The 26,218-nt window shown below is 73.5% G+C and carries 28 protein-coding genes and 2 pseudogenes; 8 read left to right on the plus strand and 22 right to left on the minus strand.

The annotated features are described in order from the left end of the window. Positions 1-100: pseudogene (locus AB0I16_RS33895) on the plus strand (IS481 family transposase); the annotation flags it as partial. A 221-nt stretch (positions 101-321) separates the two neighbouring features. On the opposite strand, the gene AB0I16_RS33900 reads toward AB0I16_RS33895, so the two are convergent. After that, complete coding sequence (locus tag AB0I16_RS33900; protein WP_363253515.1) at positions 322-1,569, minus strand: aminotransferase class I/II-fold pyridoxal phosphate-dependent enzyme; 1,248 nt, start codon at positions 1,567-1,569, stop codon at positions 322-324. A gap of 172 nt (positions 1,570-1,741) precedes the next feature. Then, positions 1,742-2,449, minus strand: a complete 708-nt coding sequence (locus AB0I16_RS33905; protein WP_363253516.1) for an ANTAR domain-containing protein — start codon at positions 2,447-2,449, stop codon at positions 1,742-1,744. Between the two features lie 75 nt (positions 2,450-2,524). On the opposite strand from AB0I16_RS33905, the gene AB0I16_RS33910 reads away from it, so the two are divergent. After that, positions 2,525-3,643, plus strand: coding sequence for a PAS domain-containing protein (locus AB0I16_RS33910; protein WP_363253517.1), 1,119 nt, complete (start codon positions 2,525-2,527; stop codon positions 3,641-3,643). A 6-nt stretch (positions 3,644-3,649) separates the two neighbouring features. On the opposite strand, the gene AB0I16_RS33915 is transcribed toward AB0I16_RS33910, so the two are convergent. Further along, complete coding sequence (locus tag AB0I16_RS33915) at positions 3,650-4,462, minus strand: RNA polymerase sigma factor SigF (RefSeq protein WP_363253518.1); 813 nt, start codon at positions 4,460-4,462, stop codon at positions 3,650-3,652. Between the two features lie 263 nt (positions 4,463-4,725). Between AB0I16_RS33915 and AB0I16_RS33920 the strand changes: the two genes are divergently transcribed. Beyond that, a complete protein-coding gene (locus AB0I16_RS33920; RefSeq protein WP_363253519.1) occupies positions 4,726-6,528 on the plus strand; it encodes a thiamine pyrophosphate-requiring protein in 1,803 nt (600 codons plus the stop codon). 37 nt (positions 6,529-6,565) lie between these two features. Here AB0I16_RS33920 and AB0I16_RS33925 read toward each other — a convergent pair whose 3' ends face one another. The 4 genes from AB0I16_RS33925 to AB0I16_RS33940 form a co-directional block, all read right to left on the minus strand. After that, on the minus strand, positions 6,566-7,579 hold the full coding sequence (locus tag AB0I16_RS33925) for a Ppx/GppA family phosphatase (protein WP_363253520.1): 1,014 nt from the start codon (positions 7,577-7,579) through the stop codon (positions 6,566-6,568). Positions 7,580-7,628: 49 nt separating this feature from the next. Continuing rightward, positions 7,629-8,222 carry a TIGR03086 family metal-binding protein gene (locus tag AB0I16_RS33930; RefSeq protein ID WP_363253521.1) on the minus strand — a complete coding sequence of 198 codons (594 nt, stop codon included), beginning with the start codon at positions 8,220-8,222 and terminating at the stop codon, positions 7,629-7,631. Then, a complete protein-coding gene (locus AB0I16_RS33935) occupies positions 8,219-8,452 on the minus strand; it encodes a DUF6158 family protein (protein WP_363253522.1) in 234 nt (77 codons plus the stop codon). Before AB0I16_RS33935 ends, AB0I16_RS33930 begins: the two co-directional genes overlap by 4 nt. A 141-nt stretch (positions 8,453-8,593) precedes the next feature. Further along, a complete protein-coding gene (locus AB0I16_RS33940; RefSeq protein ID WP_363253523.1) occupies positions 8,594-10,222 on the minus strand; it encodes an ATP-binding cassette domain-containing protein in 1,629 nt (542 codons plus the stop codon). 89 nt (positions 10,223-10,311) lie between these two features. On the opposite strand from AB0I16_RS33940, the pseudogene AB0I16_RS33945 reads away from it, so the two are divergent. Together AB0I16_RS33945 and AB0I16_RS33950 are read left to right on the plus strand one after the other, a co-directional pair. Beyond that, a pseudogene (locus AB0I16_RS33945) lies at positions 10,312-11,298 on the plus strand (phosphatase PAP2 family protein); the annotation flags it as partial. Between the two features lie 210 nt (positions 11,299-11,508). Further along, positions 11,509-12,318 (plus strand): class I SAM-dependent methyltransferase, encoded by an 810-nt coding sequence (locus AB0I16_RS33950; protein WP_363253524.1) that lies wholly within the window; start codon positions 11,509-11,511, stop codon positions 12,316-12,318. Positions 12,319-12,399: 81 nt separating this feature from the next. Here the strand turns inward: AB0I16_RS33950 and AB0I16_RS33955 are convergent, their stop codons facing one another. The 12 genes from AB0I16_RS33955 to ligD form a co-directional block, all read right to left on the minus strand. Then, entirely contained in the window at positions 12,400-12,702 is a 303-nt protein-coding gene (locus tag AB0I16_RS33955; protein WP_363253544.1) for a gas vesicle protein K, read from the minus strand. A gap of 74 nt (positions 12,703-12,776) precedes the next feature. Then, positions 12,777-12,995: a gas vesicle protein gene (locus tag AB0I16_RS33960; RefSeq protein ID WP_363253525.1), complete on the minus strand. Its 219-nt coding sequence runs from the start codon at positions 12,993-12,995 to the stop codon at positions 12,777-12,779. Beyond that, positions 12,992-13,858 carry a GvpL/GvpF family gas vesicle protein gene (locus AB0I16_RS33965; RefSeq protein ID WP_363253526.1) on the minus strand — a complete coding sequence of 289 codons (867 nt, stop codon included), beginning with the start codon at positions 13,856-13,858 and terminating at the stop codon, positions 12,992-12,994. Before AB0I16_RS33965 ends, AB0I16_RS33960 begins: the two co-directional genes overlap by 4 nt. After that, entirely contained in the window at positions 13,842-14,195 is a 354-nt protein-coding gene (locus AB0I16_RS33970) for a gas vesicle protein (protein ID WP_363253527.1), read from the minus strand. The genes AB0I16_RS33965 and AB0I16_RS33970 overlap by 17 nt, the downstream gene beginning before the upstream one ends. Then, positions 14,192-15,418: an SRPBCC family protein gene (locus AB0I16_RS33975; RefSeq protein WP_363253528.1), complete on the minus strand. Its 1,227-nt coding sequence runs from the start codon at positions 15,416-15,418 to the stop codon at positions 14,192-14,194. The genes AB0I16_RS33970 and AB0I16_RS33975 overlap by 4 nt, the downstream gene beginning before the upstream one ends. Continuing rightward, complete coding sequence (locus AB0I16_RS33980) at positions 15,411-16,109, minus strand: DNA primase (protein ID WP_363253529.1); 699 nt, start codon at positions 16,107-16,109, stop codon at positions 15,411-15,413. Before AB0I16_RS33980 ends, AB0I16_RS33975 begins: the two co-directional genes overlap by 8 nt. After that, complete coding sequence (locus AB0I16_RS33985; protein WP_062777642.1) at positions 16,109-16,348, minus strand: gas vesicle protein GvpG; 240 nt, start codon at positions 16,346-16,348, stop codon at positions 16,109-16,111. Before AB0I16_RS33985 ends, AB0I16_RS33980 begins: the two co-directional genes overlap by 1 nt. Before the next feature lie 12 nt (positions 16,349-16,360). Beyond that, positions 16,361-17,101 carry a GvpL/GvpF family gas vesicle protein gene (locus AB0I16_RS33990; RefSeq protein ID WP_363253530.1) on the minus strand — a complete coding sequence of 247 codons (741 nt, stop codon included), beginning with the start codon at positions 17,099-17,101 and terminating at the stop codon, positions 16,361-16,363. Further along, positions 17,098-17,523: a gas vesicle structural protein GvpA gene (locus tag AB0I16_RS33995; protein WP_062777645.1), complete on the minus strand. Its 426-nt coding sequence runs from the start codon at positions 17,521-17,523 to the stop codon at positions 17,098-17,100. Before AB0I16_RS33995 ends, AB0I16_RS33990 begins: the two co-directional genes overlap by 4 nt. A gap of 171 nt (positions 17,524-17,694) precedes the next feature. Beyond that, the gene (locus AB0I16_RS34000; protein ID WP_363253545.1) at positions 17,695-17,982 is read right to left on the minus strand and encodes a gas vesicle protein; all 288 of its coding nucleotides are present in this window, start codon (positions 17,980-17,982) and stop codon (positions 17,695-17,697) included. An 85-nt stretch (positions 17,983-18,067) separates the two neighbouring features. Continuing rightward, positions 18,068-18,436 (minus strand): pentapeptide repeat-containing protein, encoded by a 369-nt coding sequence (locus tag AB0I16_RS34005; RefSeq protein WP_363253546.1) that lies wholly within the window; start codon positions 18,434-18,436, stop codon positions 18,068-18,070. 119 nt (positions 18,437-18,555) lie between these two features. Continuing rightward, positions 18,556-19,500, minus strand: a complete 945-nt coding sequence (gene ligD / locus AB0I16_RS34010; RefSeq protein WP_363253531.1) for a non-homologous end-joining DNA ligase — start codon at positions 19,498-19,500, stop codon at positions 18,556-18,558. A gap of 227 nt (positions 19,501-19,727) precedes the next feature. On the opposite strand from ligD, the gene AB0I16_RS34015 reads away from it, so the two are divergent. Further along, on the plus strand, positions 19,728-20,339 hold the full coding sequence (locus AB0I16_RS34015) for a hypothetical protein (protein WP_363253532.1): 612 nt from the start codon (positions 19,728-19,730) through the stop codon (positions 20,337-20,339). A gap of 21 nt (positions 20,340-20,360) precedes the next feature. On the opposite strand, the gene AB0I16_RS34020 is transcribed toward AB0I16_RS34015, so the two are convergent. Together AB0I16_RS34020 and AB0I16_RS34025 are read right to left on the minus strand one after the other, a co-directional pair. Further along, entirely contained in the window at positions 20,361-22,208 is a 1,848-nt protein-coding gene (locus AB0I16_RS34020; protein ID WP_363253533.1) for a transketolase, read from the minus strand. After that, a complete protein-coding gene (locus tag AB0I16_RS34025; protein ID WP_363253534.1) occupies positions 22,195-23,628 on the minus strand; it encodes an NAD(P)/FAD-dependent oxidoreductase in 1,434 nt (477 codons plus the stop codon). Before AB0I16_RS34025 ends, AB0I16_RS34020 begins: the two co-directional genes overlap by 14 nt. Before the next feature lie 292 nt (positions 23,629-23,920). On the opposite strand from AB0I16_RS34025, the gene AB0I16_RS34030 reads away from it, so the two are divergent. Next, positions 23,921-25,018 (plus strand): enolase C-terminal domain-like protein, encoded by a 1,098-nt coding sequence (locus AB0I16_RS34030; protein WP_363253536.1) that lies wholly within the window; start codon positions 23,921-23,923, stop codon positions 25,016-25,018. 51 nt (positions 25,019-25,069) lie between these two features. Here the strand turns inward: AB0I16_RS34030 and AB0I16_RS34035 are convergent, their stop codons facing one another. Further along, the gene (locus AB0I16_RS34035) at positions 25,070-25,477 is read right to left on the minus strand and encodes a phage holin family protein (protein WP_363253537.1); all 408 of its coding nucleotides are present in this window, start codon (positions 25,475-25,477) and stop codon (positions 25,070-25,072) included. Between the two features lie 356 nt (positions 25,478-25,833). On the opposite strand from AB0I16_RS34035, the gene AB0I16_RS34040 reads away from it, so the two are divergent. Continuing rightward, the gene (locus tag AB0I16_RS34040; RefSeq protein ID WP_363253538.1) at positions 25,834-26,190 is read left to right on the plus strand and encodes a VOC family protein; all 357 of its coding nucleotides are present in this window, start codon (positions 25,834-25,836) and stop codon (positions 26,188-26,190) included. The last annotated feature ends 28 nt before the right edge of the window (positions 26,191-26,218 follow it).

The following is a 26,218-nucleotide window of genomic DNA, read 5'->3' on the forward strand; positions in this document are numbered from 1 at the left end:
AGACTTCCTCCACACCTACAACCACCACCGCTGCCACACCGCACTGGGCGGACACCCGCCCATCAACCGCGTCAACAACCCTGCGGGTCAATACACCTAGGGCGTGTTCCGAAAGTGGCGTCGTCCGCCCGGAGGGCGGGTCCGGCGGCGTCCGGTGCGTGCGATCGCACGGCGGAGGGTCGCCCCGGTACTGGTGGTATCGGGGTGATCCCGACAACGCCGCGAGTGTGCGTGCCAGGCGTCGCCGGACAGGCGGGGCTTTCGCCACACGCCCTGGCCGCCGCCGGCCGGCTCGTGCCCGGCCGCTCCGCACGCGGTGCGTCACCGGGGAGGCTCCGTTCGCCGTGCCGTCGCGCGGAGGCCGTCGAGGGCCGATCCGAACCTCTCCAACGCCTGGCCGACGTGCGGCAGTTCCAGCGGCTCCGGCGCGCCCAGGGCCGCCAGGCGCTCCTCGGCCGTCGAGCCGAGGAACGGCGCCGTCGACAGCCGTACGCGCAGCGCGTCGATGTCGTCGCCGAAGCGGTGGCCGCCCGGCGCGGGCATGCCGAGCCGTTCGCCGAGGTGGTCCTCCAGGTCCTGCGCGTCACGGACGCCCCGCGCGGCGAGGCCGGGCCGCAGGGGGCCGAGGTCGGCGTAGAGGTGGCGGCCCGCGAGCGGCGGTCTCGCCAGGGCGCCGGCGGCCAGCACGGCGTGCCGTACGGCGGCGGCCACGCGCGCGTGCAGGCGTACGGCGGCGGCCAGGTGTCCGGTGACGTCGCCCGGCTCCCCGAGCGCGTGGGCCGCGGCCGCCGCGGCGGGGGCGCCGAGGCAGGCGCCGAGCGCGGTCAGGACGTCGAGGGTGCGGGCCCGCAGGGCGGCGCCCGCGGCGTCGGCGGGGAAGCGGGCGACGGCCGCGGGCAGCGCGGGCGGCAGGAAGGCGCCGGTGAGGTCGCTGAGGACGGTCACCCGCCCGTGGTCCATCTCGGCGGGGCTGACCAGGACCGTTTCGTGGGGGCTGTGCAGGGTGTCGCGCCAGGTCTCGTCGCTGACGACGTGCAGTCGCTCGTCGGCGGCCGCCTCGACGGCCTCGTGCAGCACCTCGGGGGGCGGCACGCCGGCGGTCGGGTCGTCGGCCACGCCGAGCAGCAGCAGCCGGGGGTCACCGCCCTCGGCGCGGACCCGGCGGACGGTCTCCAGGAGGGCGTACGGGTCGGGGACGCCGCCGCTCTCCGCGGGTATCGGCACGTGGTAGACGCCGCGGCCGAGCAGCCGCGCCTGGGGCACCCACCAGGCGGGGCAGGGCCGGGGCAGCAGGACGTCACCGCCGACGGCGGCGGTGAGCGCGAGGAGCAGGGCGGGGGCGCTCGGGGCGGCGGCGACGTGGCCGGGTCCGGCGGGCAGACCGCGGCGGGTCCAGTAGCCGGCCGCGGCGCCGAGGAGTGCGGGGCCGCCGCCGGGGGGTTCGCCGTGGGCGCGGCCCGCGGCGCGGGCGGCGGCAGCGGCGAGCGCCGGCAGGACCGGGAGCCCCGTCTCGGGCGGGGGCGGCCCGTACCGCAGGGGGCCACGGCCCTCGTGCTCCGTCCGCCGCATGCGTACCTCCGTGCGCTCACGTCCCAGTGTCCGGCCCCGGCGCGCGGGGCGCTCGCCAACGCTCTCCTGTGCCGTCACGGCGCGGCCCTTCGGCACCTGCCCGCGCGGGGCCCCGGCCGGTGAGGCAGTGCGAGGGGGGCGGGGCTGCGGGCGCGGGACGTCCACGGCGGTCTCAGCGCGCCAGGGACACCAGCTCGCGTTCGAGGCCGCGGCCCTTGGTCTCCACGAGCGCCGCGGCGACGTCGGCCAGTTTCCGGTTCGTCGCCTGGGAGACGCGCCGCAGGACCGCGAAGGCGGCCTCCGCGTCGCAGCCGAGGACGTGCATGACGATCCCGCACGCCTGGTCCACGGCGGCGCGCGAGCGCAGGGCCGTGCCGAGCTGGTCGAGTTCCGTGAGCGCTGCCTGGTGGCGCCGGTCGCGCACGAAGCTCGCCGTGGCCAGGGCGCCGAGGGCCTGGGCGGGCCCGTGCCGGGGGTCGTCGAGCGTGCCGGGGCGGAAGCCGAAGAGCGTCAGGGTGACCGTGAGCCCGGCGCGCCGGAAGGGCAGGGTCACGCTGGAGCGCAGACCGGAGTCGAGGGCGAGCGCCCGGTACTCGGGCCAGCGCTCCTCGCGCAGCAGGTCGTCGGAGCCGACCGGGGTGCCGCGCTCCTCCGCGGTGGGGATGGGCCCCTCGCCCGAGCGCAGCTGTGCCGCGACGAGCCCGGCGAGGTCGGGGTGGGTGGTGGAGACGGGGTGCTCGTCGCCGCCGTCGCTGACCGTGGTGCTCGCGCCGCAGCATCCGGGGGTGCAGCGCACGGCCTGTTCGGCGAGTTCGGAGAGCCTGCGTCCGGGAAGAGCTGATTCCGGGCGGAGCAGGTCCGGGTCCGGCACGGGAGCCATGGGACGTTTCCTCCTCTCCCGCCCGTGTTCCCTCCGGGTCCTGCCGAAAACGGGGGGAGGAGCTAGGTTCGGCACATGTCTCAGGCGGAGGACCTCGGTGCGGATCTCGCGGATTTCGTGCGGCGCGTCGCCGAGTTGCGTTCGGCACGCTCCGTTCCCGCCGCGGATCTCGCCACCGTGCTCGACGCGGCGCTCTTCGAACTCGGCCACGCGGCGGACCGGTTGTGGCCCGCGTACGAGGACCTCGTCAACGGCGGCCGGACGGGCGGCCCTTCGGCGGAGCGGGAGGAGCAGCGGCTGCTGCGGGCCATCTTCCGGCGGCTGCCGCTGCCGGTGGCGCTGGTGGACCGGGAGACCGCGGTGCGGCGGATGAACGCCGCGGCGGCGGACCTGACGGGCCTCCGCGCCGGGTTCGCCACGGGCCGCCCGCTGGCCGGCATCCTGCGCCACGCCGACCGGGTGGCCTTCCGCTCGCAGACCGCGGCGGTCGCCCGCGGCGACGGTGACCGCAGCGTCGTCGTGCACCTCCAGCGCAGCCCCGGGCTGCCGGTCCGCGCCACGCTGACGGCCCTGCGCACCGGCGCCGAGAGCCGCACGGCGGTCCTCGTCGTGCTGCAGCCGTCGGTGACGCGGGCGCGGCGGCCGGTGCCCGAGCCCGACCTCGGCGAGGCGACGCGGCACGCGGCCGAGGTCGACCTGGCGGACGCCATGACGACGGCGCTGCTCACGGCGCCCGCCGGGGACCGCGGGGCGGTCGTCGAGCGGGCCGCGGCGGTGCTGCACGGGCGGCTCGCGGACTGGGTGATCGTCGACGACGGGGCGGCACGCCCGCGCCGTACGACGGTGCTCGGGCCGCCCGGCGCGCCGGTCGCGGAGGTGGCCGCGCAGGACCCCGCCGCGTGCCCCCTCGTCGTCGAGGCGGCACGCGGCGGGGTGCCGGCGCTCCAGGTGCGCCCGGAGGACCCGGACGCCTTCGGCCGTGACGCGACCGGGGCGCCCGTCCTGGTCCGCGCCGAGGTCACGTCCCTGCTGTGCGTTCCGCTGGCCACCGGCACGGAGGGGCCGGTGGAGGGCGTCCTCACGCTCTTCCGCCGCGGCGCCAGGCCGCCTTTCTCGCTGGCCGAGGCGCGGGCCGTCGACGTCCTCTCCCGCCATGTGGCGCTCGCGCTGCGGCGCGGGCCCTCCACCGGCTGAGCCGGGTCAGGCCGCGTCCCGCATGACCTGGTCGCGCAGCCGGTCGCAGCAGCGGCTGATGAGCCGGGAGACGTGCATCTGGGAGATGCCCATCTCGTCGGCGATGCTGCTCTGCGTCATGTCGCCGAAGAATCGCATGTACAGGATGGTCCGCTCCCGTTCGGGCAGCGCCTCGATGCGCGGCCGGACGGCCTCGCGGTCGACGACGACGTCCAGCGCGGGGTCGGGGCCGCCCAGGGCGTCGCTGAGCGAGTACCCGTCGTCGCTGCCCGGGACTTCGGCGTCGAGGGAGAGCGCCGTGAAGCTTTCCAGCGCCTCCAGGCCGGTCCTCGCGTCCTCCTCGCTCATGTGCGCGTGGTCGGCGATCTCGGTGGTGGTGGGGGCGCGGCCGGGGGCCGTCTGTGACAGGTCCTGGTGGGCCACGCGCACGCGGTTGCGCAGGTCCTGGACGCGGCGCGGCACGTGCAGGGTCCACATGTGGTCGCGGAAGTGCCGTTTGATCTCGCCGTTGATGGTCGGCACCGCGTAGCTCTCGAAGGCGGTGCCGCGCCGCGGGTCGTAGCGGTCGACGGCCTTGACGAGGCCGAGGGCGGCCACCTGGCGCAGGTCGTCGAGGGACTCGCCGCGGTTGCGGAACCGCCCGGCGAGCCGCTCGGCCATGGGCAGCCATGCCTGCACGAGCGTGTCGCGCAGGGCGTCCCTCTCCTGCCCCTCGTCCAGCTCGACGAGCCGTCCGAAGGCTTCGGCCGTGTCAGGCGCGTCGTCGTGCGGGTGGCGCCTGCCCCTGGCCGGTAATGGGGTCTTCGCGTGGGATCGCATGGTGCGCAACTCCCTGGGAAAAGGGTGCCTCTGGGGGAACGGTCACCGTGGGAGCGCGTAGGCGTCGGACCACGACGGGCACACACCCGGGGGGGGGCCGAGCAAGCCGCTCCCACGGACGTGCCTCCGGTCCGAAGCACTCTCCTCCGCCTGCCCCGCGCGTGAGGGGACAAACACCTCAAGTGGCCGTTGCAGGTTTCCTCACGGCGTCACCGGACACCCGGATTCCACCGCCGTCCCCCGACCTCGCGGAGGGTTTCCCCATGAGCGCCACCGTCGCCGACCACGTCCTGGAGAGGCTGCGCGCCTGGGGCGTGGAACAGGTCTTCGGCTACCCCGGCGACGGCGTCAACGGGCTGCTCGCCGCCTGGGAGAGGGCCGACGACCTGCCGCGGTTCGTGCAGGCCCGGCACGAGGAGATGGCGGCGTTCGAGGCCGTGGGGTACGCGAAGTTCGGCAGGCGCCTCGGTGTCTGCGTGGCGACGTCGGGTCCGGGCGCCGTCCACCTCCTCAACGGCCTGTACGACGCCAAGCTCGACCACGTGCCCGTGCTCGCGATCGTCGGGCAGACGGACCGCGGCGCCCTGGGCGGCTCCTACCAGCAGGAGATCGATCTGCACTCCCTGTACAAGGAGGTGGCGTCCGACTTCGTGGAGACCGTGACGGTGCCCGAGCAGCTCCCGAACGTCATCGACCGGGCGATCAGGACCGCGTACGCGCGCCGCTGCCCGACCGCCGTGATCATCCCCGGTGACGTACAGGAACTCACCTACTCGCCGCCCCCGCACGCCTTCAAGTCGGTCCCTTCGAGCCTGGACCGCAGCGGCTGGACGGCGCTGCCCTCGCCCACCGCCCTGCGGCGCGCCGCCGAGGTGCTGAACGCCGGTGACAAGGCCGCGATCCTGGTCGGGCAGGGCGCGGCGGGGGCGCGTGCCGAGGTCCAGGAGATCGCGGAGCTGCTCGGCGCCGGGGTGGCGAAGGCGCTGCTCGGCAAGGACGCGCTGAGCGACGAACTCCCCTACGTCACGGGCTCCATCGGCCTGCTCGGCACCCGGCCCTCGTACGAGCTGATGCGTGACTGCGACACCCTCCTGACGATCGGTTCGAGCTTCCCCTACACGCAGTTCCTACCGGAGTTCGGCTCGGCGCGGGCCGTGCAGATCGACATCGATCCGCACATGATCGGCATGCGCTACCCCTACGAGGTCAACCTCGTCGGCGACGCGCGGGCGACGCTGCGCGAGCTGATCCCGCTGATCGACAAGGAGCGCAGGGACGTCTGCCGCGAGTGGCGGGACGAGATCACGGCGGGCGTCACGCGGTGGAAGGGCGTCCTCGCCCGCAGGGCCGCGCTGTCCGCGGACCCGGTCAACCCGGAGTACGTGGCGCACGTCCTCGACGGCCTGCTCCCCGACAACGCCGTCATCACCTGCGACTCGGGCTCGGTCGCCAACTGGTACGCCCGCCATCTGACCCTGCGCGGCGACATGCGCGCCTCGCTGTCGGGGACGCTCGCGACGATGGGGTGCGGTGTGCCGTACGCGATCGGGGCGAAGTTCGCGCACCCCGACCGGCCCGCGATCGCCCTGGTGGGCGACGGCGCGATGCAGATGAACGGCATGGCGGAGCTGATCACCGCCGCGAAGTACCGCCACCGGTGGGACGATCCGCGGCTGGTCGTCGCCGTCTGGAACAACCAGGACCTCAACCAGGTCACGTGGGAGATGCGCGCCATGGGCGGCGCCCCGTCCTTCCCGCCCTCGCAGGCGCTGCCCGACGTGCCGTACGCCGACTTCGCCCGCTCCGCCGGCCTCACCGGCATCCGCGTGGAGCGCCCCGAGGACGTGGAGGACGCCTGGCGGGCGGCGCTCGCCGCGAACGGCCCCGCGGTGCTCGACTTCCGCACCGACCCGGCGGTGCCGCCGGTGCCGCCGCACGCCACCTGGGAGCAGTTCGAGGCGACGGCCGCGGCGGTGCTCAAGGGGGACCCGGACGGGGCGTCGGTGGTCAAGCAGGGGCTGAGGTCGAAGCTGCAGGAGTTCCTGCCGGGGGACGGCGGGGCGTAGGCCCCTGCCGCCCGTCCCCGCCGGGCGCGGGCGGCCTTCAGGTCGTGGTGGCCAGGCGCAGCGGCGGCAGGTCGCCCTGGGGCGCGTGGCGTCCGCCCACGTGCTCCTTCCGCTCCCACCAGGCCGCGTCGCCGTCCTCGATGTACCGCAGGAGGATGCCCTCGCGCAGCGCCCAGGGGCAGACCGTCAGGACCTCCAGGCCGGTCAGCTTCATGGCCGTGTGGGCCACCACCGCGCCGGCCAGGCACTGACCGGCGCGCGCCGCCGAGATGCCGGGCAGCTGCGCCCGCTCGTCGGCCGGGAGCCGTGCCAGCTCCTGGAGCGCCGTGCGCAGCCGCGAGCGCTCCAGCTCGCGCCGCACGAAGGGCCCGTAGCGGCCGGGCGGGGCGCCGCACAACCGGGCGAGCTGCTGGAACGTACGCGAGGTGGCGACCGCCGCGTGCGGCATCTCCCACCGGATGCGGGCGGCCACGTCGCGCAGCTGGTGGCGCACCTGGCGCCGCACTTCCTTGATGTCCCGTTCGCGCGGCGGGTCCTGGCCGTCGAGGAACTGCCGGGTCAGCCGGCGGGCGCCCAGCGGCAGGGAGACCGCGTAGTCCGGCAGGCGGCTGCGGCCGAACGCCACTTCCAGGGAGCCGCCGCCGATGTCGAAGAGCACCAGCGGGCCCGCGCTCCAGCCCATCCACCGCCGGGCCGCGAGGAACGTCAGCTCCGCCTCCGCCTCACCGGAGAGGGTGCGCAGCCGCAGCCCCGTCCCCTCCTCCACGGCGTCGAGGACCTCGGCCCGGTTGGGCGCGTCGCGCACGATCGAGGTGGCGAAGGCGAACAGCGGCTGCGCCACACCCCACCTGTGCGCCTCTTCCTGCACGTCGCGCACCGCTTCGACGAGCTGCCCGACCGATTCGTCGGCGAGCCGCGCCTCCGCGTCCACGTGCTGGGCGAGCCGCAGCCGGCGCTTGACCGTGTGCACGGGCAGCGGCACCTGACCGTCGGCGTCCGCGACGACGAGCCGTACGGTGTTCGAGCCCACATCCACCACGCCAACCCTCATGGCAGTGCGGCTACCCCGCTGCGGCGGAAAAGATTCGGCCGCGCGCCGCTCACACCTCGCGGCCGAGCAGGTTGAGCAGCCGGGTCTGCCCGTCGGCGTCGGGCGGTGGCTCCACCGCCCGGTCGAAGAGTCCGGTCTGCGCCAACTCCTCCGCGTACGGCTCCACTTCGCGCCGGGCGAACTCCACGAGGTCCCCGGGGAGCTTCTCGTGCGCGCCGATCGCCCGCGAGAGGTCCCAGGCGTGCACGACCAGGTCCATGGTCATCTGCGCGCAGTAGTGGGTGGCGGAGGACTCGCCCGACGACAGCTGGACCGTGCGGTCCAGGGCGCCCGGTTCGCGGAAGGCCTCGCGGGCGGCGGCGGACGCGGTGTCCCAGGAGGTGACCGGGTCGGGGCCGAGCACGTCGCCGTCGAAGGAGTCGCCGACGCTCTCGACACCGGCACCGTCACGGACCAGCGAGGGCACCCAGAGCTGTTCGGCGGTGAGGTGGTTCACCAGGTCGCGCACGGTCCAGTCGGTGCACGGCGTGGGCGCGTCCCACTGGTCGGGGCGGATGGCGTGCACCCGGTCGGCGAAGAGGTCGAGCGCGTCCCCGTGCCGGTCGAGCAGGTGTCCTTCCGCCCCCGCTTCCGTGTCGGTCACGAGTCCGCTCCTCCTCGCTCGCGCGCGCCCTCACGGGTCCGCCCGGCCGCGACCGACCTGCGTGGATGGCGTCGGAGGTACTCGCCCTCCAGCTCCGCCATGCGTTCGTTGTGGGTCCGCAGGGCGTCGTCCGAGCCGTGCAGGAGGGTGGTGTGGCGGGTCCGGTGGATCGCCTCCAGCTCCTTTATGAGCTGCTGGTCGTCCAGCTGATCCGGTTCGACTCCGGTCATGGGTCGCTCCTCGTCGCATCGTCGCGTCGGTTCGTGCCCACCGTGTACCCACTCGGCACGGCCTACTCAGGATGCAACGCACCCGGCCCCCGCGCTCCTCACGGGGGCCGGACGGGCGGTCCGCCGGAGGCCGGGCGCGGGCTACCGCTCGCGCTCCACCCTGCGCTCGTCCCAGACCGGTTCCCGGGTCTCGCGGACCCGGCCGTCGCTGCCGAAGACCAGGTAGCGGTCGAAGGAGCGGGCGAACCAGCGGTCGTGGGTGACGGCGAGGACCGTGCCCTGGAAGGACTCAAGGCCCTCTTGCAGGGCTTCGGCCGACTCCAGGTCGAGGTTGTCGGTGGGCTCGTCGAGGAGCAGGGCCGTGCAGCCCTGGAGTTCGAGCAGCAGGATCTGGAAGCGGGCCTGCTGGCCGCCGGAGAGGCGGTCGAAGTTCTGCTCGGCCTGGCCCGTCAGCTCGTACCGCCGCAGCCGCGACATCGCGGCGCCCCGGTCCTGCGCGTGCTCGCGCCAGAGGATGTCGAGGAGCGGGCGGCCCATCAGCTCGGGATGGGAGTGGGTCTGCGCGAAGTGCCCCGGCACGACGCGCGCGCCGAGCTTCCAGGTGCCGGTGTGCGCCACCGGGTTCTCGGGGTCGCCCGCGAGCAGCCGCAGGAAGTGCGACTTGCCCGAGCCGTTGGAGCCGAGGACGGCGACCCGCTCGCCGTAGAAGACCTCCAGGTCGAAGGGTTTCATCAGGCCGGTCAGTTCGAGGTTTTCGCAGGTCACCGCCCGTACGCCGGTGCGGCCGCCGTGCAGGCGCATGGTGATGTCCTGCTCGCGCGGCGGCTCGGGCGGCGGCCCCGCCTCCTCGAACTTGCGGAGCCTGGTCTGCGCCGCGTGGTAGCGCGAGGCCATCTCGTGGCTGACGTCGGCGGCCTGGCGCAGGGTGCGCACCAGCTTCTTCAGCTGCTCGTGCTTCTCGTCCCAGCGGCGGCGCAGCTCCTCGAAGCGCGCGAAGCGCTCCTTGCGGGCCTGGTGGAACGTGTCGAAACCGCCGCCGTGCACCCAGGCGTCGGCGCCCTCGGGGCTCTGCTCGACGCTGACGATCTTCTCGGCGGCGCGGGCGAGCAGCTCCCGGTCGTGGGAGACGAAGAGGACCGTCTTGCGGGTCTCCTTGAGCTGCCCCTCCAGCCAGCGCTTGCCGGGGACGTCGAGGTAGTTGTCCGGCTCGTCGAGGAGCAGCACCTCGTCGGTGCCGCGCAGCAGGGCTTCGAGGACCAGGCGCTTCTGCTCGCCGCCGGAGAGCGTGCGCACCTCGCGGAACTGCGCCTTGTCGTACGGGACGCCGAGCGCGGCCACGGTGCAGATGTCCCAGAGGGTCTCGGCCTCGTACCCCTGCACCTCGGCCCAGTCGGAGAGCGCCTGGGCGTAACTCATCTGGGCGGCCTCGTCGTCGACCGTCATGATCGCGTGCTCGGCGGCGTCCACGGCCTTCGCGGCCTCGCGAATCCTCGGCTGCGCCACGGAGACGAGCAGGTCGCGCACGGTGCTCTCGTCCCGCACCGAGCCGACGAACTGCGGCATGACGCCGAGCCCGCCGCTGACGCTGACGCTGCCGCCGTGCGGCTGGAGCTCACCGGAGATCAGCCGGAGCAGCGTGGTCTTGCCCGCGCCGTTCGCCCCGACCAGGGCGACGACGGAGCCTTCACCGACCCGGAAGGAGACATCACCGAGCAGCGCCCGCCCGTCCGGCAAGTAGTACTCCAGGTGCGCCGCTTCCAGATGTCCCATGCGCCGGATTCTCCGTGCCCGGCGCCCGCCGCCGCAAACCGGTTTCCGCGGCTGTAGTGCCGGTCACCGCTTGCGGGTACCCGGAGCGCATGAGCACAGATGCCACCCCCACGTCCGCCCTCGCCCCGCACATCGGCCCGCCGCACGTCACCCCGAGGACCCCGGAGGGCCTGCGGGCCCGCCTCCTCGCCCTCGACTCCCGGGCCTTCGACGCGGTCGCCGCACGCCACTGGCCCGGCGGCGACCGCCTCCTGCCCCGGCTGAGCCGGAGCGCCAACCACGGGCTGCTCTGGTTCGGCACGGCCGCGGCGATGGCGGCGGCGGGCCCGCGGGCCCGCCGCGCCGCCGCGCACGGTGTCGCCTCGCTGGCGCTGGCCTCCGCCGCCATCAACACGCTCGGCAAGCGCTCGGTACGCAGGCCGAGGCCGCTCCTGGACGCCGTACCGCTCATCCGGCAGCTCAAGCGGCAGCCCATCACCACCTCGTTCCCCTCGGGCCACTCCGCGTCCGCCGCGGCCTTCGCCACGGGTGTGGCGCTGGAGTCGGGTGCCTGGGGCGCGGCCGTCGCCCCCGTCGCGGGCGCGGTGGCGCTGTCCCGCGTCTACACCGGCGTGCACTTCCCCGGCGACGTCCTCGTGGGCGCGGCCCTCGGCGCGGGCGCCGCCTTCGCGGTGCGCGGCCTGGCCGCGTCCCGGAGGCCGCGCACGCGGACACCGGGCAGGACGCCGGCGGACGCCCCCGCGCTGCCGGGCGGCGACGGCCTGGTCGTGGTCGCCGAGGACGGGGCCGGTGAGCGGACCGGGTCCCTGCGCGAGGCGCTGCCCCTGGCGGAGTTCGTCGTCTGCGACGCCACCGAGCTCCCCGCCGAGCTGGAGAAGGCCGCGGACCGCGCGCGGGCCATCGGGGTGTGCGGCGACGACACCGCGGTGAACGTCGCCGCCGCCGTCGCCCTGCGGCACGCCCTGCCGCTCGCGGTCCTGCCGGGCGGCGCGTCGGAGCGCTTCGCGTACGAGATCGGCGTCGAGGAGGCCCTCGACGTGTGCCGCGCCGTGGAGTCGGGCAGCGCGGTGGCGGTCGCCGCGGAGCGCCTGCGCATGGGCGGCACGGAGACCGACGTGGAGGGCGGCGGTGGCGTCCTGACCGTGTACCGGCCGGGGGCCGACCCCACCCGCTGACCACACTGCCCACACTGACCACATGCTGATATGCGGGTCTCATTATTCGGCATGGCGGCGTACGGTTCCCGGTACCGCAGCGAGCCCGGCGAACCGCGAAGGAGCACCGCCATGCCGAAGGAGACCGCCGTCTACACGCACGGACACCACGAGTCCGTGCTGCGCTCACACACCTGGCGCACCGCCGCCAACTCGGCGGCCTACCTCATCGGTTCGCTGAAGCCGCACATGAAGGTCCTCGACATCGGCTGCGGGCCCGGCACCATCACCGCCGACCTGGCGGAGCTGGTGCCCGACGGCCACGTCACGGCCGTGGACCACGCGCCGGACATCCTGGACAGGGCGCGCGCGACGGCCGCCGGACGCGGACTGACGAACATCGACTTCGCCGTCGCCGACGTCCACGACCTCGACCACCCCGACGACTCCTTCTGCGTCGTCCACGCCCACCAGGTGCTCCAGCACGTCGGCGACCCGGTGCGCGCCCTGCGCGAGATGCGGCGGGTCTGCAAGCCGGGCGGCATCGTCGCGGTCCGCGACGCGGACTACTCGGCGATGACCTGGTACCCCGACGTGCCCGCCATGGACGACTGGCTGGACCTCTACCGGCGCGTGGCGCGCGCCAACGGCGGGGAGCCCGACGCGGGCCGCCGCCTCAGGGCCTGGGCCCTGCGGGCCGGCTTCACGGACGTCACCGCGACCGCCGCCACCTGGTGCTACGCCTCCGACGAGGAACGGGCCTGGTGGAGCGGCCTCTGGGCGGACCGCACGGTCGCCTCCGCCTACGCCGGGCGCGCGGTGGCCGGCGGTCACACGGACGCCGCGGGCCTCGATGCCATCGCGGCGGCGTGGCGGGCGTGGGGCGCCGAGGCGGAGGGGTGGTTCGCGGTCCTGCACGGCGAGATCCTGTGCCGGAAGTAGCGGCACGGCCGCCCCGGCCCGGCCCGGCCCTGGCGCTACTCCCCGGGCCAGTCCCTGGACATCCCTGGGCCAGCCCCTGGGCTAGTCCCTGGGCAGCAGGGGGCCCAGCGGGCCGAGGTCGAGGTTCAGGTCCTCGGGCTTCAGCCCGTACCGGTCGCGCAGCTCGGCCATCCGGTCCTCCAGGAGCATCAGCGTCAGCCCGATCCGCTCCTCCTGGTCCTCGGTGAGGTCACCGGTGTCGAAGCGGCGCACGGCCTGGCGCTCCATGAGCTGCCGCAGCAGCTCGATGATGGTCAGGACCAGCTTCACCAGGTCCCGCTCGACGGTGTCGGGGTCGAGATCCACCCGCCGGCGGCCGTCGCGGTCCTCGCCGGTGGCCGCCAGGGTCTCGGCGAGACCGTCCGTCTCCCGCGGCTCGGGCTTCGCTGTCTCAGGGCCCTCGGTCTCGGGCTCCATGGTCACTCCGGTTCCCTCCTCGACGACGGCATCGGCCCGCTGTCCGGCCACGGCGAGGGCACCTGCTCGTTCACCGAGCTGATCAGGGCGTTCAAGTCGATGCGTACGAGGTCCACGTCCGCGATCCGCAGGGTGAGGTCACCCGTGATGACGACCCCGCCGGCGAGAAGCCGGTCCAACAGGTCGACCAGGGCGATCTCCCTGCGCTCCACCACGGTCATCGCGAACGCCCCGCTCCCCCGCCGCTCTCCGCGTCGTCCCCGGTGAAGGAGTACGCGGCCCAGGGCCCCGTCAGCTCCACCGTCAGGCCCGCGGTGTCCTCGTCCTTCGTGCCGTCCACAAGCTCGACGAACTCCTCGGAGTGCGCGCGGGGCACCAGGTAGGCGGCGTTGAGGATGTTCCGGCCGGGCGTGTGGGAGAGCGAGGAGTTCTGGGGGGCGTGCAGGCGTGAGTCGTCGGCGTGCCGCGACAGTTCCTCGTGCAGCCGCTGGGCGAACGCCTCGGCCCGCTGCCAGCCCTCCTCCTGCGCGGTGCGCTGCTGGCGCCGGCGGCGCAGGTAGTCGCGGCCGGAGAGCGGCTTCTCGGAGGTGGCGCCGGCTGTTGCGGATGTCTGCTTGTCTGAGGAGTGGTTGCCCGAGGAGCGGTTGTCGGACGAGTACTTGTCTGAGGAGTCCGCGCTCTCCAGGTGGACCTTCACGCCCCACTCCACGCAGCCGTCGATCCGGTCGAGGATGCGCCAGAACCGCTCGGCGCCCTCCTCCAGCATCGCGCGGACCCCGCTGTCGTCCCGGAAGACGGTCGCGAGGCGCAGCGGCAGCGGGCAGGTGACCGAGGCCAGGGCGCCGATCACCCGCTGGTGGGCCCTGGCCGTCTCGGAGAGCCAGTCCAGGTTCTCCAGGTGCGCGCGCAGCGGCTCCTCGGCGAAGTCCCGCGCCGGAACCGGGCCCACGAGGGCGACCAGGCCCTCGTGGTGGAGCTGCCGGGGCGGGACGCCGCCGACCCCGGTCAGGTCGGCGGCGAGGGGTGCGTCCAGAGGGCGGCACACCGCGTACACGTACCGCAGTTCATCACTGGTGGCGCTCACGTGACTCCTTCTCCGCGGGCTCAAGGGACTCGCGTCCCTCAAGCTCCTCGATACGCCTTCTCAGCTCGGCGTTCTCCTGGGCGAGCTCGCCCCGGTGCGCTCCCGATGAGAGCGCCGGGTCGTTCTCCCACCAGTCGATACCCATTTCCCTGGCCTTGTCGACCGAGGCGACGATGAGGCGGAGCTTGATGGTGAGCAGTTCGATGTCGAGCAGGTTGATCTTGATGTCACCCGCGATGACGACGCCCTTGTCCAGCACGCGCTCAAGGATGTCGGCGAGGTTGGCTCCCCCGCCGCTTCCGTAGGGGTCGGGCAGCCGGCCCGGGGTGGCCGTCATCGGCGGCTCCGTCCGCCGCCGGACGACTCGGCGTACTCGCGCCGCTTGTCCTCCTCGGCGTCGGCTTCCTCGGCGTCCTCGTACTCGCCGTCCTCAGCCTCGCCTTCCTCGGCCTCGTCGTCCTCGTACTCGGCCTCCGGGTCGTCGGCGTCCTCGGCCTCCGGCTCGTCGCCCCGCTCGTCGGTCCGCTCGTCCGGGCGCTCTTCCTCGTACTCGTCCTCGCCGTCGCCCTGAACCTCGTCCTCGTCCTGGTACTCGGCCTCCGGTTCGTCGTCCTCCGGCTCGTCCTCGTACTCGGCTTCCGGTTCGTCCTCGTACTCGGCGTCCGCGTGCTCGTCCTCGTTCTCTTCGTGCTCCGCGTCCGCGTGCTCGTGCTCGGCGTCCTCGCGCTCTTCCTCCGCCACGGCGTCCTCGTGGCTGCGGACGACCTCGCCGTCGCGGATCTCGCCGCGCCAGCCGTCGCTCGCCTCGCCGCGGATCGAGATGTGCCGGGCGAAGTTCTTGAGGTCCAGACGGGCCCTGCGGCCCTGGGCGCGCCAGATGTTGCCGGTCTTCTCGAAGAGGCCCTTCGGGTAGTACTCGATGACGAGCAGCACCCGGGTGAGGTTCTCCGCGAGCGAGTGGAAGGTGACGACCCCCTTGGTCGTCCCCTTGGCGCCCTCCGACGTCCAGGTGATCCGCTGGTCCGGGACCTGTTCGGTGGTGTGCGCCTTCCAGCTCCGGCTCGACCAGAAGACCTTGAGCTTCCAGTCGGTGTCCGTGTCGTTCGCCACGGTGACGCCCTTGACGCCCTTGGCGAACGTGGAGAACTCCTGGTACTGGGTCCATTGGTCGTACGCCTCGCGGATCGGCACACCGACGTCGATGTACTCCAGGATGACGGTGGGCTTCTGGCCCGCGCCGCCCTTCTTCCGCTTGCCGCCGCCGATGCCCTTGACGGCGTCGGTCACCTTGTCCTTCAGGTGGCCACCGCCGATCTCCAGGGCGCTGCGCACCGGGCCCTTGCCCTCGGCGACCTTTCTGCCGGCCTGGAGAGCGAGTTTGCCGAAGCCGGGGCTCTTGCCGTCGGCGATGTCGTTCAGCTTGACCGTGGCGTCGCCGAGCTTGTGGCCCACGCCGACGAGCATGCGCTCCGCCTGGGCCATGAGGTAGGACTGCGCCTCCTCCTTCAGGCGTTCGACGGCGGGGCCGCGCGCGATGTTGCTCAGGGGAGAGTCAGCCATTGTCGCGGCCCCCCTTCGACGTGCCGCCCGAGCGGGCCGAGGTCGCCCTGCGGGCGGTACCGCGGGCCGCGGCCGTCTTCTTCTGCGTCGTCTTGCGCGCCGTCTTCTGCGCGGTCTTCTTCGCCGGCGTCTTCTTCGCCGCCGACCGGGGGGCGGACTTCGCGTCCGTCTTCGGCGCGGACCGGGAACCCGAGGACCGCTTGGCCGGCGCCTTGTCGCGCCGCCGGCCGTCCCCGGACTCCTGGTCCTGGTCCTGGTCCTGATCCCGACCCTCGTCGTCGTCCTCGTGCCCGTCGTCCTCGTCGTCCTCGCGCTCGTCGCGCTCGTCGCGCCCCACGACCTTGCCCTTGATGTTCTTGGCGTCATCGGGCACGACGCCCGCGATGCGGTCCTGAACGTCCAGGGTGCGGTCGTGCAGACGGTCGGCGAGTCCTTCGAGCTGCCGGTTGAGGAGGGAGCCCGTGGCCGCCTTGCCCACACCCCGCAGATCCTGGCGAAGCTGGTCGCCTATCTCCTTGAACTGCGGGTTGTTCTCCAGCTGCTGGGTCACCAGTGAGCCCAGCGCCTTGGGGCTCAGGTTGAGCCGCTTGCCGGCCACCATCGTGCCCACGGCGAACGCGAACTTCGCCTTCTTCGTACGGCCGAGGACGTATCCCGCGCCCACGGCGAGGCCCACTGCCAGTCGATTCATCAGAAGTCCTGTCCTGTGCTGTGTTGCAGCCTGTCGAGGAGCTCGTCCTCGCGCCGCTCGAACTCGTCCTCGTCGATCTCGCCCGCCTCCAGGCGTTCTTCGAGCCGGGAGAGTTCACGACGGATGGCCGAAGGGTCGTAGTACTGCCGCTCCGCCTCGTCGACCACCTGCCGCAGCACCCAGAGGGAGCCGCGGGCCGGGGCGAGGGGCAGCATGAGCAGTTCGCCGATCAGTCCCATGCCGTTGCTCCGCTACTCCGCGGGCTGCGAGGGCCCCGGGTCGACGAAGCTGTACGGGGGCAGCGGTCCGTGCACCCGCAGCTCCAACTGCGGTTGCGCGGCCTTGAGTTCCTCGACGGCGGCGATGAGGCCCTCGGCCGACTCGCGGGCCACCAGGAACGAGATGTTCGCCAGCCAGCCGGTGCCCTCGGGACCCGGTTCGATCGCCTCCGCGGTCGGTTCGAGGACGCGCCGCACCTCGGCGGCGTCGCTCTGCTCCCGGGCGCGCACGGCGTTGGACACCGCCTCGCCGAGCTTCAGCTTCTCCTCCTGGGAGCCGCCGCCCTGACGCTGGTTGGCCTCGACCATGGCGCGCAGTTCCGGGGTCTCCGCGAGGACCTGGTGCAGCACGGCCTGTTCGTTGTGGGAGGCCTTCACGTTGTACTCGACCTTGCCGTCGAGTGCGCGCAGCCGCTCGCCGTAGTGCTCGGCCCGCTCGCCGAGGACGCTGACGACCGTCTCGTCGTCCGGCGCGAGGCTGCCGAAGCGCATCGGCAGCACGGAGCCCGCGGCACCCGCCTCGGAGAGGACGTTCTGGTGGGCGAGCAGGTCGCGACGCTTGGGCTTGAGGTCCTCGGGAGCGTCGCTGACGATCGCCGCGAGGTCACCCTGCTTGAGGATGCGCACGGTGCACGCCGGCTTGCCGATGCCCTCCATGCCGTCGGGGAGCGCGGGGTGAGCGCTGCTCGCGATGCCGTAGACGTAGGTGGTCACTCCTGCTCCTCCTTACGGCGCGACGAGGTGGAGCGGCGGGCACGCGGCCGCTCCTCGCGCTGGCCTTCCTCACGGGACTGCTTGAAGGCGTCCGATATCGTCTCGGCCGCCCCGGAGAGCGCGCCCTTGGACTTGCCCTTGGCGCCGGACTCCGTGATCTCGCCCACGAGGTCGGGCAGGCCCGGGTCCTTCTTCGGGCCCGACTCCAGGTCGAGGCGGTTGCACGCCTCGGCGAACCGCAGGTAGGTGTCGACACTCGCGACGACCACACGGACATCGATCTTCAGGATCTCGATGCCGACCAGTGAGACGCGAACGAAGGCATCGATGACGAGTCCTCGGTCGAGAATGAGTTCCACGACGTCGTACAGGCCGCTGGAGCCGCCTCCGCCGCCGGACTGTTGTGCCGGAACCACGGTCATACCGCTGACCTCCTTGAGTCTTGTGTCTTCCTTGCCTTGCTTGTCTTGCTTGTCTTGCTTGTCTTGCGTGCGCTTGGCCTCGCGTGCGCCTGTTCTTGCGTGTGCTTGCTGACGCGGGCACGGCTGTTGGACCCGTGAGCGCGGTGATGTACGTGCGTGTGCGTACGGGGCCTATCGGCCGGCGCCGCGCGGCTCGGACCGTCCGCGCTCATAGCGGCGGAGCCGCCGGTAACCGGTGAGCTCGCCCCGCGGGTCGAGCTGCACCTCGTAGCTGGCGAGCAGGCTCATCGTGTCGGGAACACGGGCCAGTTCGAGGACTTCGACCTCCAGCATCCAGCCCTCTTCGGTGCGTTCGAAGGACGACACCGACTCCGGCGTCATGCCGGTCAGCTCGGCGAGCTGCTCGCGGGCACCCCGGAGGATCACCATGGGGCCCGGCGTGGCGTTGTCATCGGTCATCTGCTCGTCCTCTGACGACTGGTTCTCTGACGACTGGTTCTCTGACGACTGGTCCTGTGACGGCTGGCCCTCTGACGACTGGTCATCAGAGGGCTGCTCGTCTGACGGTCGCCCGTCTGACGCCTGCTTGTCTGACGCCTGCTTGTCTGACGACTGCTTGTCTGACGACTCGTCCTCGGACACCCGCTTCGCCGAAGTCCCCTCGGCCGAAGTCCTCTTGGCCGGAGCCCGCTTGGCCGGAGCCTTCTTCGCCGGAGCCTTCTTCGCCGGAGCCCGCCTGCCAGAGCTCTGCTTGTCGGAACTCCGCTTGTCGGAACTCCGCTTGTCCGAGGTCTGCTTGTCTGAGGTGTCCTCGTGCTCGTGCTCGCGCTCGTCGGAGGTCTGCTTGTCCGACGTCTTGCTGTCGGTCATCTCGGCCTCCCGGGTCTGCGTCTTGGTGGGCTTTTCGCCTGATGTGTTGCCGTCTGTCGTCTTACGCGTCGTATTGGCCATGTCCACCTCCCCCTCCGGATTACCCGTAAAGCCTTGGCCAAACGTGATCCATAAACCTTCGGGGCCGGGGTTCCGAGGCCCTCAGTCGCCCAGGGCGCGCAGCTTCCTGCGGGCCGGGCCGAGGGACCGTCCGGTGCGCGGGAGTTGGGCCCACGGGTCGCTGCGGGCCTGCTCCAACGCGTTGTCGATCGTCCAGTGGCGGGCGTCCACCGCCGGGTCGTCGAGCTGTTCCCAGGTGAGGGGCATGGCCACCGGGGCGCCCGGTGCGGCGCGTACGGAGAAAGGGGCGACGGCGGTCTGCGCGTACGCGTTGCGCTGGACGTCCAGATAGAGCCGGTCTCCCCGCGCCTCCTTGCGGGCGGCCGTCGTCAACCGGTCGGGGTGGGCTGCGGCGAGCACCTCCGCGACGTCCTTCGCGAAGCCGCGGACGTCGTCGAAGTCATGGCGGCCGTTGAGCGGTACGACGACGTGGAGTCCGCGTGAGCCCGTGGTCATCAGGGCGGAGGGCAGGCCGATGTCGTCGAGGAGCCGGCCGAGCAGCCGGGCCGCGTCCCGTACGGCCGCGAAGTCGTCCTTCGCCGGGTCCAGGTCGAAGACCAGCCGGTCGGGGTGGTCGATCCGGCCCGTACGGGAGAGCCAGCGATGTAGCGTCAGACAGGCCTGGTCGGCGAGGAAGAGCAGCGTCGCCGTGTCGTCGCAGACGGTGTGCGTGACGGTGCCGCCCTGCTTCGCCACCTCGGCGCGCGTGACCCACTCCGGGTAGTGGTCCGGGGTGTCCTTCTGCATGAAGCGCGGCCCGGTTACGCCGTCCGGGTGACGCTCCAGCATCAGCGGGCGGCCGCGCAGGTGCGGCAGCATGAAGGGGGCGACGGACCGGTAGTAGTCGAACAGGTCCGCCTTGGTGTGGCCCTCGCCGCTGCCTTCCGGCGTGCCCCGGCCCCCGTCAGGCGCCGGGAAGAGGACCTTGTCCGGCCGGTGCAGCCGCACGGTGTGGCGGCCGGCCCGCACCGTTCGTGCGTCGTTCATGGCGTTCCCTTCGGCTCGGCCGGTCCGTCGGCCCGGACGCGGGCGGCACGGGTACCCGGTCGCGGGTCCGGTAGTCGCCTCAGGTCGCCCGTTCGGGGGGTGGCAGCACCGGCACCGCGGGGTGGCTGCCCCCACCCGGGATTCGGGGGAGAACGGGCGTGACCTGCGGCTTCCCCGCCGGGAGGATCGAAGGCGACCCTTTCGAACTCCTCCGGTGAGGCACCGCCATGACCCGCACCAGGACCAGCCCCCTCGACCACGACCCCCGCTCCGGCTCCGGCCCCGGCCCCGGCCCCGGCCTTGACGCCCACCGGCCCCCACGCGAACGCCCCCGCCCCCACCCCCGCTCCGGCTCCCGGGAATCCCCGCTGCTCCCCCGCGGCCTGCCGGGAGCCGACGGGGAACCGCCCGCGCCCGACGCCGTGCGCGGGGCCTTCGCGCTCTGGCTCACCGCGGTCGCCGCAGGCGTCTTCGAGACGGTGCTCGCCGTGGTCAGGACCCTGACCGAGGCCGACGCCTCCACCGGTGGCCTCGCCGCCGGGCTCGCCCTGCGCGTGGCCGTCTGCTCGGCGGCCGTCCTCGTCGCGGTGCGGATGCGCCGCGGCGCGAACTGGGCGCGCCTGGCCCTGGCCTGCGTGCCCGGCGTCCTCGGCACGCTCTCGCTGGTGGACGGGCCGGTGCGGTGGCCGGCCGACGGGCACGCGCTCGGCGAGGCGTTCCGGCACCTGGACGCCGTGGACGTGCTGTCCGGCGGCAGCCGCGTACTGCATCTGGCGGCCGTGCTCGCGGCGGTGACGCTGATGTTCCGCCCCGCCGCGAACGCGTGGTTCAGGAAGTGACGCACCGCGCGGCGGCGGTGGTCACCGTACGACGCCCTGCTCCACCAGGAGCCGTGCCGCCGCCGCGATCGACTGGGCGTCGATGCCCGCCGCGCGCAGCTGCTCCTCGGGCGACGCGGAGCCCGGCATCGTCCGTACCGCGAGCCGTACGAGGCGCGGCACCGGGCCGCCGTCGGTGAAGGCCTCCATGACCGCGTCGCCGATGCCGCCCTCCTCGCGGTGGTCCTCGACGGTGACGAGGCAGCCGGTGCGCTCGGCGGCCTCGCGCAGCGTCCGGCGGTCGACCGGCTTGACCGAGTACAAATCGATGACGCGCACCGGGATGCCCTCCTCCGCGAGGAGTCCGGCGGCGGCGAGCGCCTCGTGGACGGTGACCCCGGCGGCGACGACGGTGAGCCGGTCGGCGTCGGAGGAGCGCAGGACCTTGGAGCCGCCGACGGGGAACTCCTCGCCGGGCCCGTAGATGACGGGCGTGTCCCCGCGGGAGGTGCGCAGGTAGCGCACGCCTTCGAGGTCCGCCATCGCCTCGACGAGGCGCCCGGTCTGGTGGGCGTCGCACGGGTAGAGGACCGTGGAGCCGTGCACCGCGCGGAAGGTGGCCAGGTCTTCGAGGCCCATCTGGGAGGGCCCGTCCTCGCCGATGGCGACGCCCGCGTGCGAGCCGACGAGGTTGATCCCGGCGCCGCTCACCGCCGCCATGCGCACGAAGTCGTGGGCGCGGGTGAGGAAGGCGGCGAACGTCGAGGCGTACGGGACCCAGCCGCGCGCGGCCATGCCGACGGCGGTGGCGACGAGTTGCTGCTCGGCGATGTAGCACTCGACGTAGCGCTCGGGGTGTTCCTTGGCGAACCACTCGGAGCGCGTGGAGTCCCCCACCTCGCCGTCGATGGCCACCACGTCGCCGCGCGCCGTGCCGAGCGCGGTGAGCGCCCGGCCGTAGGCGTCGCGGGTGGCGACGGAGTCGCCCACCTCGGAGCGCGGCAGGTCGAAGTGGCCGGTGCGCTCGGCGTGCAGGGTCCGCGCGGCGGCGGGCTTGCGCACCTCGACGTGGACGCGGTGGCCGCCGCCGAGTTCGGCGATCGCCCCGGCGGCGTCCGGCAGCGGTTTGCCGTGCTGCCCCTCCCTGTTCTCGACGGCGGCGACGCCCTTGCCCTTGAGGGTGCGGGCGAGGACCACGGTCGGCTGCCCTGCGGTGGACGCCGCCTCCTGGAGGGCGCGGTCGACGGCGTCCACGTCGTGTCCGTCGACCTCGACGGCATGCCAGCCGAAGGCCTTGAAGCGGTCGGCGTAGGCGTTCAGGTGCCACTCGTGGCGGGTCGGGCCGCGCTGGCCGAGGCGGTTGACGTCGACGATCACGGTGAGGTTGTCGAGGTGCTCGTAGCCCGCGTGTTCGGCCGCCTCCCAGATGGAGCCCTCGGCCAGCTCGCTGTCGCCGCACAGCACCCAAGTGCGGTAGGGGATGCGTTCGAGCCGCTTGCCGGAGAGGGCGATGCCGACGCCGACGGGGAGGCCCTGGCCGAGCGAGCCGGTGGCGGTCTCGACCCAGGGCAGTGCCCTCGGTGTCGGATGGCCCTGGAGGCGGCTGCCCTCCTTGCGGAAGGTGAGCAGCTCCTCGTCGGTGAGGGCGCCCGCGGCCTTGTACGCGGCGTAGAGCAGCGGCGAGGCGTGGCCCTTGGAGAGGATGAAGCGGTCGTTGCCCGGGTGGTCGGGGCGTTCGAAGTCGTAGCGCAGATGGCGGGCGAGGAGTACGGCCATCAGGTCCGCGGCGGACAGGGAGGATGTGGGGTGTCCCGATCCCGCGGCGTCCGCGGCGCGCACGGAGTCGACGCGCAGCTGCTGGGCGAGGGTGGCGATGTCACTGCTGGTCATGCGGGTCCTCCCGGTGGTTCGCCCGGTGGTTCGGGGGTTCCTGGGCGTGGGGGTCGTGGACGGAGGCGTGGGGGTCGTGGACGGAGGCGTGGGGGTCGTGGACGGAGTGGGGCGCGGCTGCCGGGAACCGCGCGACTTCGGGCGACGCGGTGTCCAGGGGCACCGACGCCGAGCGGACCAGGCCGAGCTGCACGGCCTGGCGCGGCAGTAAGGCGTCCAGGAGCCAGTCTGCGGCCACGCGGACGCGGTTGCCCGGCATGGCGGCCAGGTGGTAGCCGCGGGTGACGGCCCCGGCGAGCGGTCCCGACAGCGGGACGCCGAGCGGGTTGGCGGCGGCCTTGGCGCCGCCGAGGTCGACGGTGAATCCCAGGTCGCGGTGGCGGTAGGGGCGCCGCGTGCCGTGCCCGAGGGAGGCGGCGACGTTGTGTGCGGCGGTGGCGCCCTGCCGCCAGGCGTGCTGGGCGGTCATGGGGGTGTACTGGCCCGGGTGGTGCCGGTCGGGCACGGCCGCGGCGTCGCCGCAGGCGAAGACCTCGGGGTGGCCGGGGACGTTGAGCCAGGGGTCGACGCGCAGCCGCCCGCGCTCCAGCGGCCTGCCGAGGCCCGCGACGAGCGGGTCGGGCCGCACTCCGACGCACCAGGCGAGGGTGCGCGTGCCGATGAACTCGCCGTCGTCCAGGAGGACGCCCTCCGACGTGGCCTCCTTGACGGAGGTCCCGGTCCGCACCTCGACGCCCCGCCCGCGCAGCACGCGGTCCGCGGTGGCCGCCAGGCGTTCGTCGAGTTCGGGCAGGACCCGGCCCGCGATGTCGAGCAGCAGCCAGCGGGGGCGGACGCCGTGCCGCAGCGGCTGCTTGCGTACCAGCGCGTCGGTGAACAGGCGTCCGTGCGCGGCGAGTTCGACGCCCGTGTAGCCCGCGCCGACGACGACGAAGGTGCAGCGCGCCCGGCAGGTCTCCGCGTCGGGCGCGGCGGCGGCGAGTTCCACCTGGCGGGTGATGTGATCGCGCAGGTAGAGCGCCTCGGGCATGCCGCGGAAGCCGTGCGCGTGCTCGGCGACGCCGGGTACGGGCAGGAGTTTGTTCACGCTGCCCACGGAGAGGACGAGACGGTCGTACGACAGCTCTCCGCGCGTTCCCTCCGGGTCGGTGTACGTCACTTTGTGCTGTTCCATGTCGACGCCGTCGGCCTCGCCGAGTGCGAGGCGTACGCGCGGCAGTGTGCCCGGCAGGGAGACGGTGACGCGACGCGGTTCGAGGACGCCCGTCGCCACGTGCGGCAGCAGGGGCAGGTAGAGGAAGTAGTCGGTCGGGTTCAGGAGGGTGATGTCGGCCTTGCCCCGGGCCAGGCGGGACAGGGTGTGCGCGGTGCGGTAGCCGGCGAATCCGGCTCCGATGATGACGATGCGGGATCGGATCACGGTGTGCCTCCGGCGGGTCGGGTCCTCCGCGTGCCCGACCCCGTGCACGCCAAACTCCGGCGCGGCCGGGCGCCGGGGCGGCCTCCGGGAGCGCCGGAACAGGAGGTCCGGCGGCCCCTGGACTCCGTTTGCCCCGGCGCGCCGGGGTTACCCGGTCCCTGCCCGGCGACCTCGGGTTCGGCCCGGCCGAACCGGTCGGGCGGACCCGTGCGCACCCCTGTGGCCGCCGCGGGCCCGTGTGCCCCGCCGCCGGCTCCCCCACGCCGCGCACCATGGACACAGGAAGATCCAGATGAAGGACGCAGTCTCCATCGAACGGCCCGTCGTCTCCGCCTACACCGTGCCCGCGGACGCTCCCGAGGCGGACGGCACGTTCGCCTGGGACGCCACGACGGTGGTCGTCGTCGAGGTCAGCGCGGGCGACGCCACCGGCACCGGCTGGACGTACGCGCCTGCGGCCGCCGCCGCGCTGGTCGACGAGCAGCTCACCCCCGCGGTCCTGGGGCGTGACGCCCTGGACATCCCCGCCGCGCACGACGCGATGACGAAGGCGGTCCGCAACACCGGGCGCCCGGGCGTCGCCGGATGCGCCATCTCGGCGCTCGACATCGCCCTGTGGGACCTGAAGGCGCGCCTCCTGGAGATCCCGCTCGTACGGCTCCTCGGCGCGGTCCGCGACGAGGTCCCCGTCTACGGCAGCGGCGGCTTCACGACGTACCACGACACGCATCTGGCGGCGCAGCTCAACGGCTGGGTGCACGGGCAGCGCATTCCGCGCGTGAAGATAAAGATCGGTGAGGCCTGGGGCCGGGCGGCGGCCCGCGACGTGTCGCGGGTGCGCACCGCACGCGAAGTCATCGGCCCGCAGGCCGAGTTGTACGTCGACGCCAACGGCGCCTACACGCGCAAGCAGGCGGTACGGGTGGGCAGGGTCCTCGCCGAGCAGGGCGTCGGCTGGTTCGAGGAACCGGTGTCCTCGGACGACCTGTGCGGGCTCGCGCAGGTCAGGGACGCGCTGGTGTGCGACGTGACGGCGGGCGAGTACGGCTACGACCTGCCGTACTTCGCGCGCATGATCCGGTCCGTGGACTGCCTCCAGGTGGACGCCACGCGCTGCGGCGGCCTCACCGAGTGGCTGCGCGCCGCGGCCCTCGCGCAGGCGCACGGCCTTGAGGTCTCGGCGCACTGCGCGCCCCACGCGCACGCGGCGGTCGCGGCGTGCGTGCCCAATCTGCGGCACGTCGAGTGGTACCACGACCATGTGCGCATCGAGTCGATGTTCTTCGACGGGGCGCTCGACCCGACCGGCGGCACGGTCCGCCCGGACGGCGGGGTCGGGCACGGCCTCGGACTGCGCACGGACGAGGTCGAGGAGTTCCGCGTCGTCTGAGAGCCGGGGTTATGACACAGGCTCTGAGCCGTCCGCCCCGGGGCGCGGGGCTCAGCGTCCGCCGCCGGGAGCGGGCGTCGAGGGCGGCATGGGCGGCGGCGCGGGGATGCCGGGTCCGGCGGGCGTGTCCTGTCCGCCCCGCGGCCGGGACGGACGGGCCGCGTTGCGCAGCAGCACCGCCGCGAGGCCGAGCAGCACGGCGACGACGAGGGCCGCGGCCCAGTCGTGCAGGCCGAGCGCCAGGGCGAGGCCGACGGCCAGGGCGACCGCGGCGCCCGCGTAGAGCGCGGCGGCGCCCGACGCGGCGTACAGCGTGGCCTTGCGGCGCTGCCTGCTGGTCTGTTCGCGCAGTTCGGCGCGGAGTTCCTCGCGGACCGTACGGACCAGCTCATCGGTGAGCGCCTTGTCGAGCGGCGGCTTGCCGAGGCCGGTCGGAGTCGTCTTCTCGGAGCCCGTCATGGCCCCCGGGTACCCGGGCCCCGCGACCGGTAACGGTGTGATGCAGCACACACCTTGACGTGGTTGCGGGACGGGTAGGCGCCGCGTGATCGCCCGGATGCACATCCGTCCGGGAAGCACCATCAGCACCACGGAGGTATCCATGTCCTCGAAGCGACGCCGCAAGAAGAAGGCCCGCCGCAAGAACGGCGCGAACCACGGCAGCCGCCCCCAGTCCTGACCGAGGGCCTTGAGCGGCATCAGGAGGGCGGCATCCGAACCGGGTGCCGCCCTCCGCCGCGTCCGGCGTGCCACGGGCGTGCCCGACCTGCCGGAGGCGGTGGCGGCGGGGCGGGCAATCATGAAATCGTCTCGCCATGGAGATCCTGGGGACCACGCTGCGCATCTGCGTCGAGGACTTGGAGTCCTCCGTCGCGTTCTACGAACGGCTCGCGGGCGGCAGGGCCATGCGCTTCGAGCGCGGTGGCGTCTCCGTCGCCGCCGTCGGCTGCTTCCTGCTGATGAGCGGCCCGAAGGAGGAACTGGACGTGCTGCGCAAGGTCTCGGCGACCATCGCGGTGCAGGACGTCGAGGAGGCGTACACCGTACTGACCGCCTCCGGCGCCCGCGTCATCGCGGGCCCCGTCCCCACCCCGGCGGGCCGCAACCTCATCGCGATGCACCCGGACGGCTCCGTCTTCGAGTACGTGGACCGCCGCATGACGACGGCCTGACGCCCGGCACAGCGCCGGCCGCCGCCCG

The sequence above is a fragment of the Streptomyces sp. NPDC050703 genome, from assembly GCF_040654435.1.
Classification (GTDB): Bacteria; Actinomycetota; Actinomycetes; order Streptomycetales; family Streptomycetaceae; genus Streptomyces.

What these genes read in the sequence shown, in the direction of transcription:
- AB0I16_RS34030 (WP_363253536.1), top strand. Translation starts at nt 23,921, where the DNA reads ATGAAGGACGCAGTCTCCATCGAACGGCCCGTCGTCTCCGCCTACACC.
- AB0I16_RS34040 (WP_363253538.1), top strand. Translation starts at nt 25,834, where the DNA reads ATGGAGATCCTGGGGACCACGCTGCGCATCTGCGTCGAGGACTTGGAG.
- AB0I16_RS33925 (WP_363253520.1), bottom strand. Translation starts at nt 7,579, where the DNA reads ATGAGGGTTGGCGTGGTGGATGTGGGCTCGAACACCGTACGGCTCGTC.
- AB0I16_RS33980 (WP_363253529.1), bottom strand. Translation starts at nt 16,109, where the DNA reads ATGAATCGACTGGCAGTGGGCCTCGCCGTGGGCGCGGGATACGTCCTC.
- AB0I16_RS34020 (WP_363253533.1), bottom strand. Translation starts at nt 22,208, where the DNA reads ATGACCAGCAGTGACATCGCCACCCTCGCCCAGCAGCTGCGCGTCGAC.
- AB0I16_RS33995 (WP_062777645.1), bottom strand. Translation starts at nt 17,523, where the DNA reads ATGACCGTGGTTCCGGCACAACAGTCCGGCGGCGGAGGCGGCTCCAGC.
- ligD (WP_363253531.1), bottom strand. Translation starts at nt 19,500, where the DNA reads ATGAACGACGCACGAACGGTGCGGGCCGGCCGCCACACCGTGCGGCTG.
- AB0I16_RS34015 (WP_363253532.1), top strand. Translation starts at nt 19,728, where the DNA reads ATGACCCGCACCAGGACCAGCCCCCTCGACCACGACCCCCGCTCCGGC.
- AB0I16_RS33920 (WP_363253519.1), top strand. Translation starts at nt 4,726, where the DNA reads ATGAGCGCCACCGTCGCCGACCACGTCCTGGAGAGGCTGCGCGCCTGG.
- AB0I16_RS34035 (WP_363253537.1), bottom strand. Translation starts at nt 25,477, where the DNA reads ATGACGGGCTCCGAGAAGACGACTCCGACCGGCCTCGGCAAGCCGCCG.
- AB0I16_RS33915 (WP_363253518.1), bottom strand. Translation starts at nt 4,462, where the DNA reads ATGCGATCCCACGCGAAGACCCCATTACCGGCCAGGGGCAGGCGCCAC.
- AB0I16_RS34000 (WP_363253545.1), bottom strand. Translation starts at nt 17,982, where the DNA reads ATGACCGATGACAACGCCACGCCGGGCCCCATGGTGATCCTCCGGGGT.
- AB0I16_RS33900 (WP_363253515.1), bottom strand. Translation starts at nt 1,569, where the DNA reads ATGCGGCGGACGGAGCACGAGGGCCGTGGCCCCCTGCGGTACGGGCCG.
- AB0I16_RS33960 (WP_363253525.1), bottom strand. Translation starts at nt 12,995, where the DNA reads ATGACCGTGGTGGAGCGCAGGGAGATCGCCCTGGTCGACCTGTTGGAC.
- AB0I16_RS33910 (WP_363253517.1), top strand. Translation starts at nt 2,525, where the DNA reads ATGTCTCAGGCGGAGGACCTCGGTGCGGATCTCGCGGATTTCGTGCGG.
- AB0I16_RS33975 (WP_363253528.1), bottom strand. Translation starts at nt 15,418, where the DNA reads ATGGCTGACTCTCCCCTGAGCAACATCGCGCGCGGCCCCGCCGTCGAA.
- AB0I16_RS33935 (WP_363253522.1), bottom strand. Translation starts at nt 8,452, where the DNA reads ATGACCGGAGTCGAACCGGATCAGCTGGACGACCAGCAGCTCATAAAG.
- AB0I16_RS33905 (WP_363253516.1), bottom strand. Translation starts at nt 2,449, where the DNA reads ATGGCTCCCGTGCCGGACCCGGACCTGCTCCGCCCGGAATCAGCTCTT.
- AB0I16_RS33950 (WP_363253524.1), top strand. Translation starts at nt 11,509, where the DNA reads ATGCCGAAGGAGACCGCCGTCTACACGCACGGACACCACGAGTCCGTG.
- AB0I16_RS33985 (WP_062777642.1), bottom strand. Translation starts at nt 16,348, where the DNA reads ATGGGACTGATCGGCGAACTGCTCATGCTGCCCCTCGCCCCGGCCCGC.
- AB0I16_RS33940 (WP_363253523.1), bottom strand. Translation starts at nt 10,222, where the DNA reads ATGGGACATCTGGAAGCGGCGCACCTGGAGTACTACTTGCCGGACGGG.
- AB0I16_RS33970 (WP_363253527.1), bottom strand. Translation starts at nt 14,195, where the DNA reads ATGACGGCCACCCCGGGCCGGCTGCCCGACCCCTACGGAAGCGGCGGG.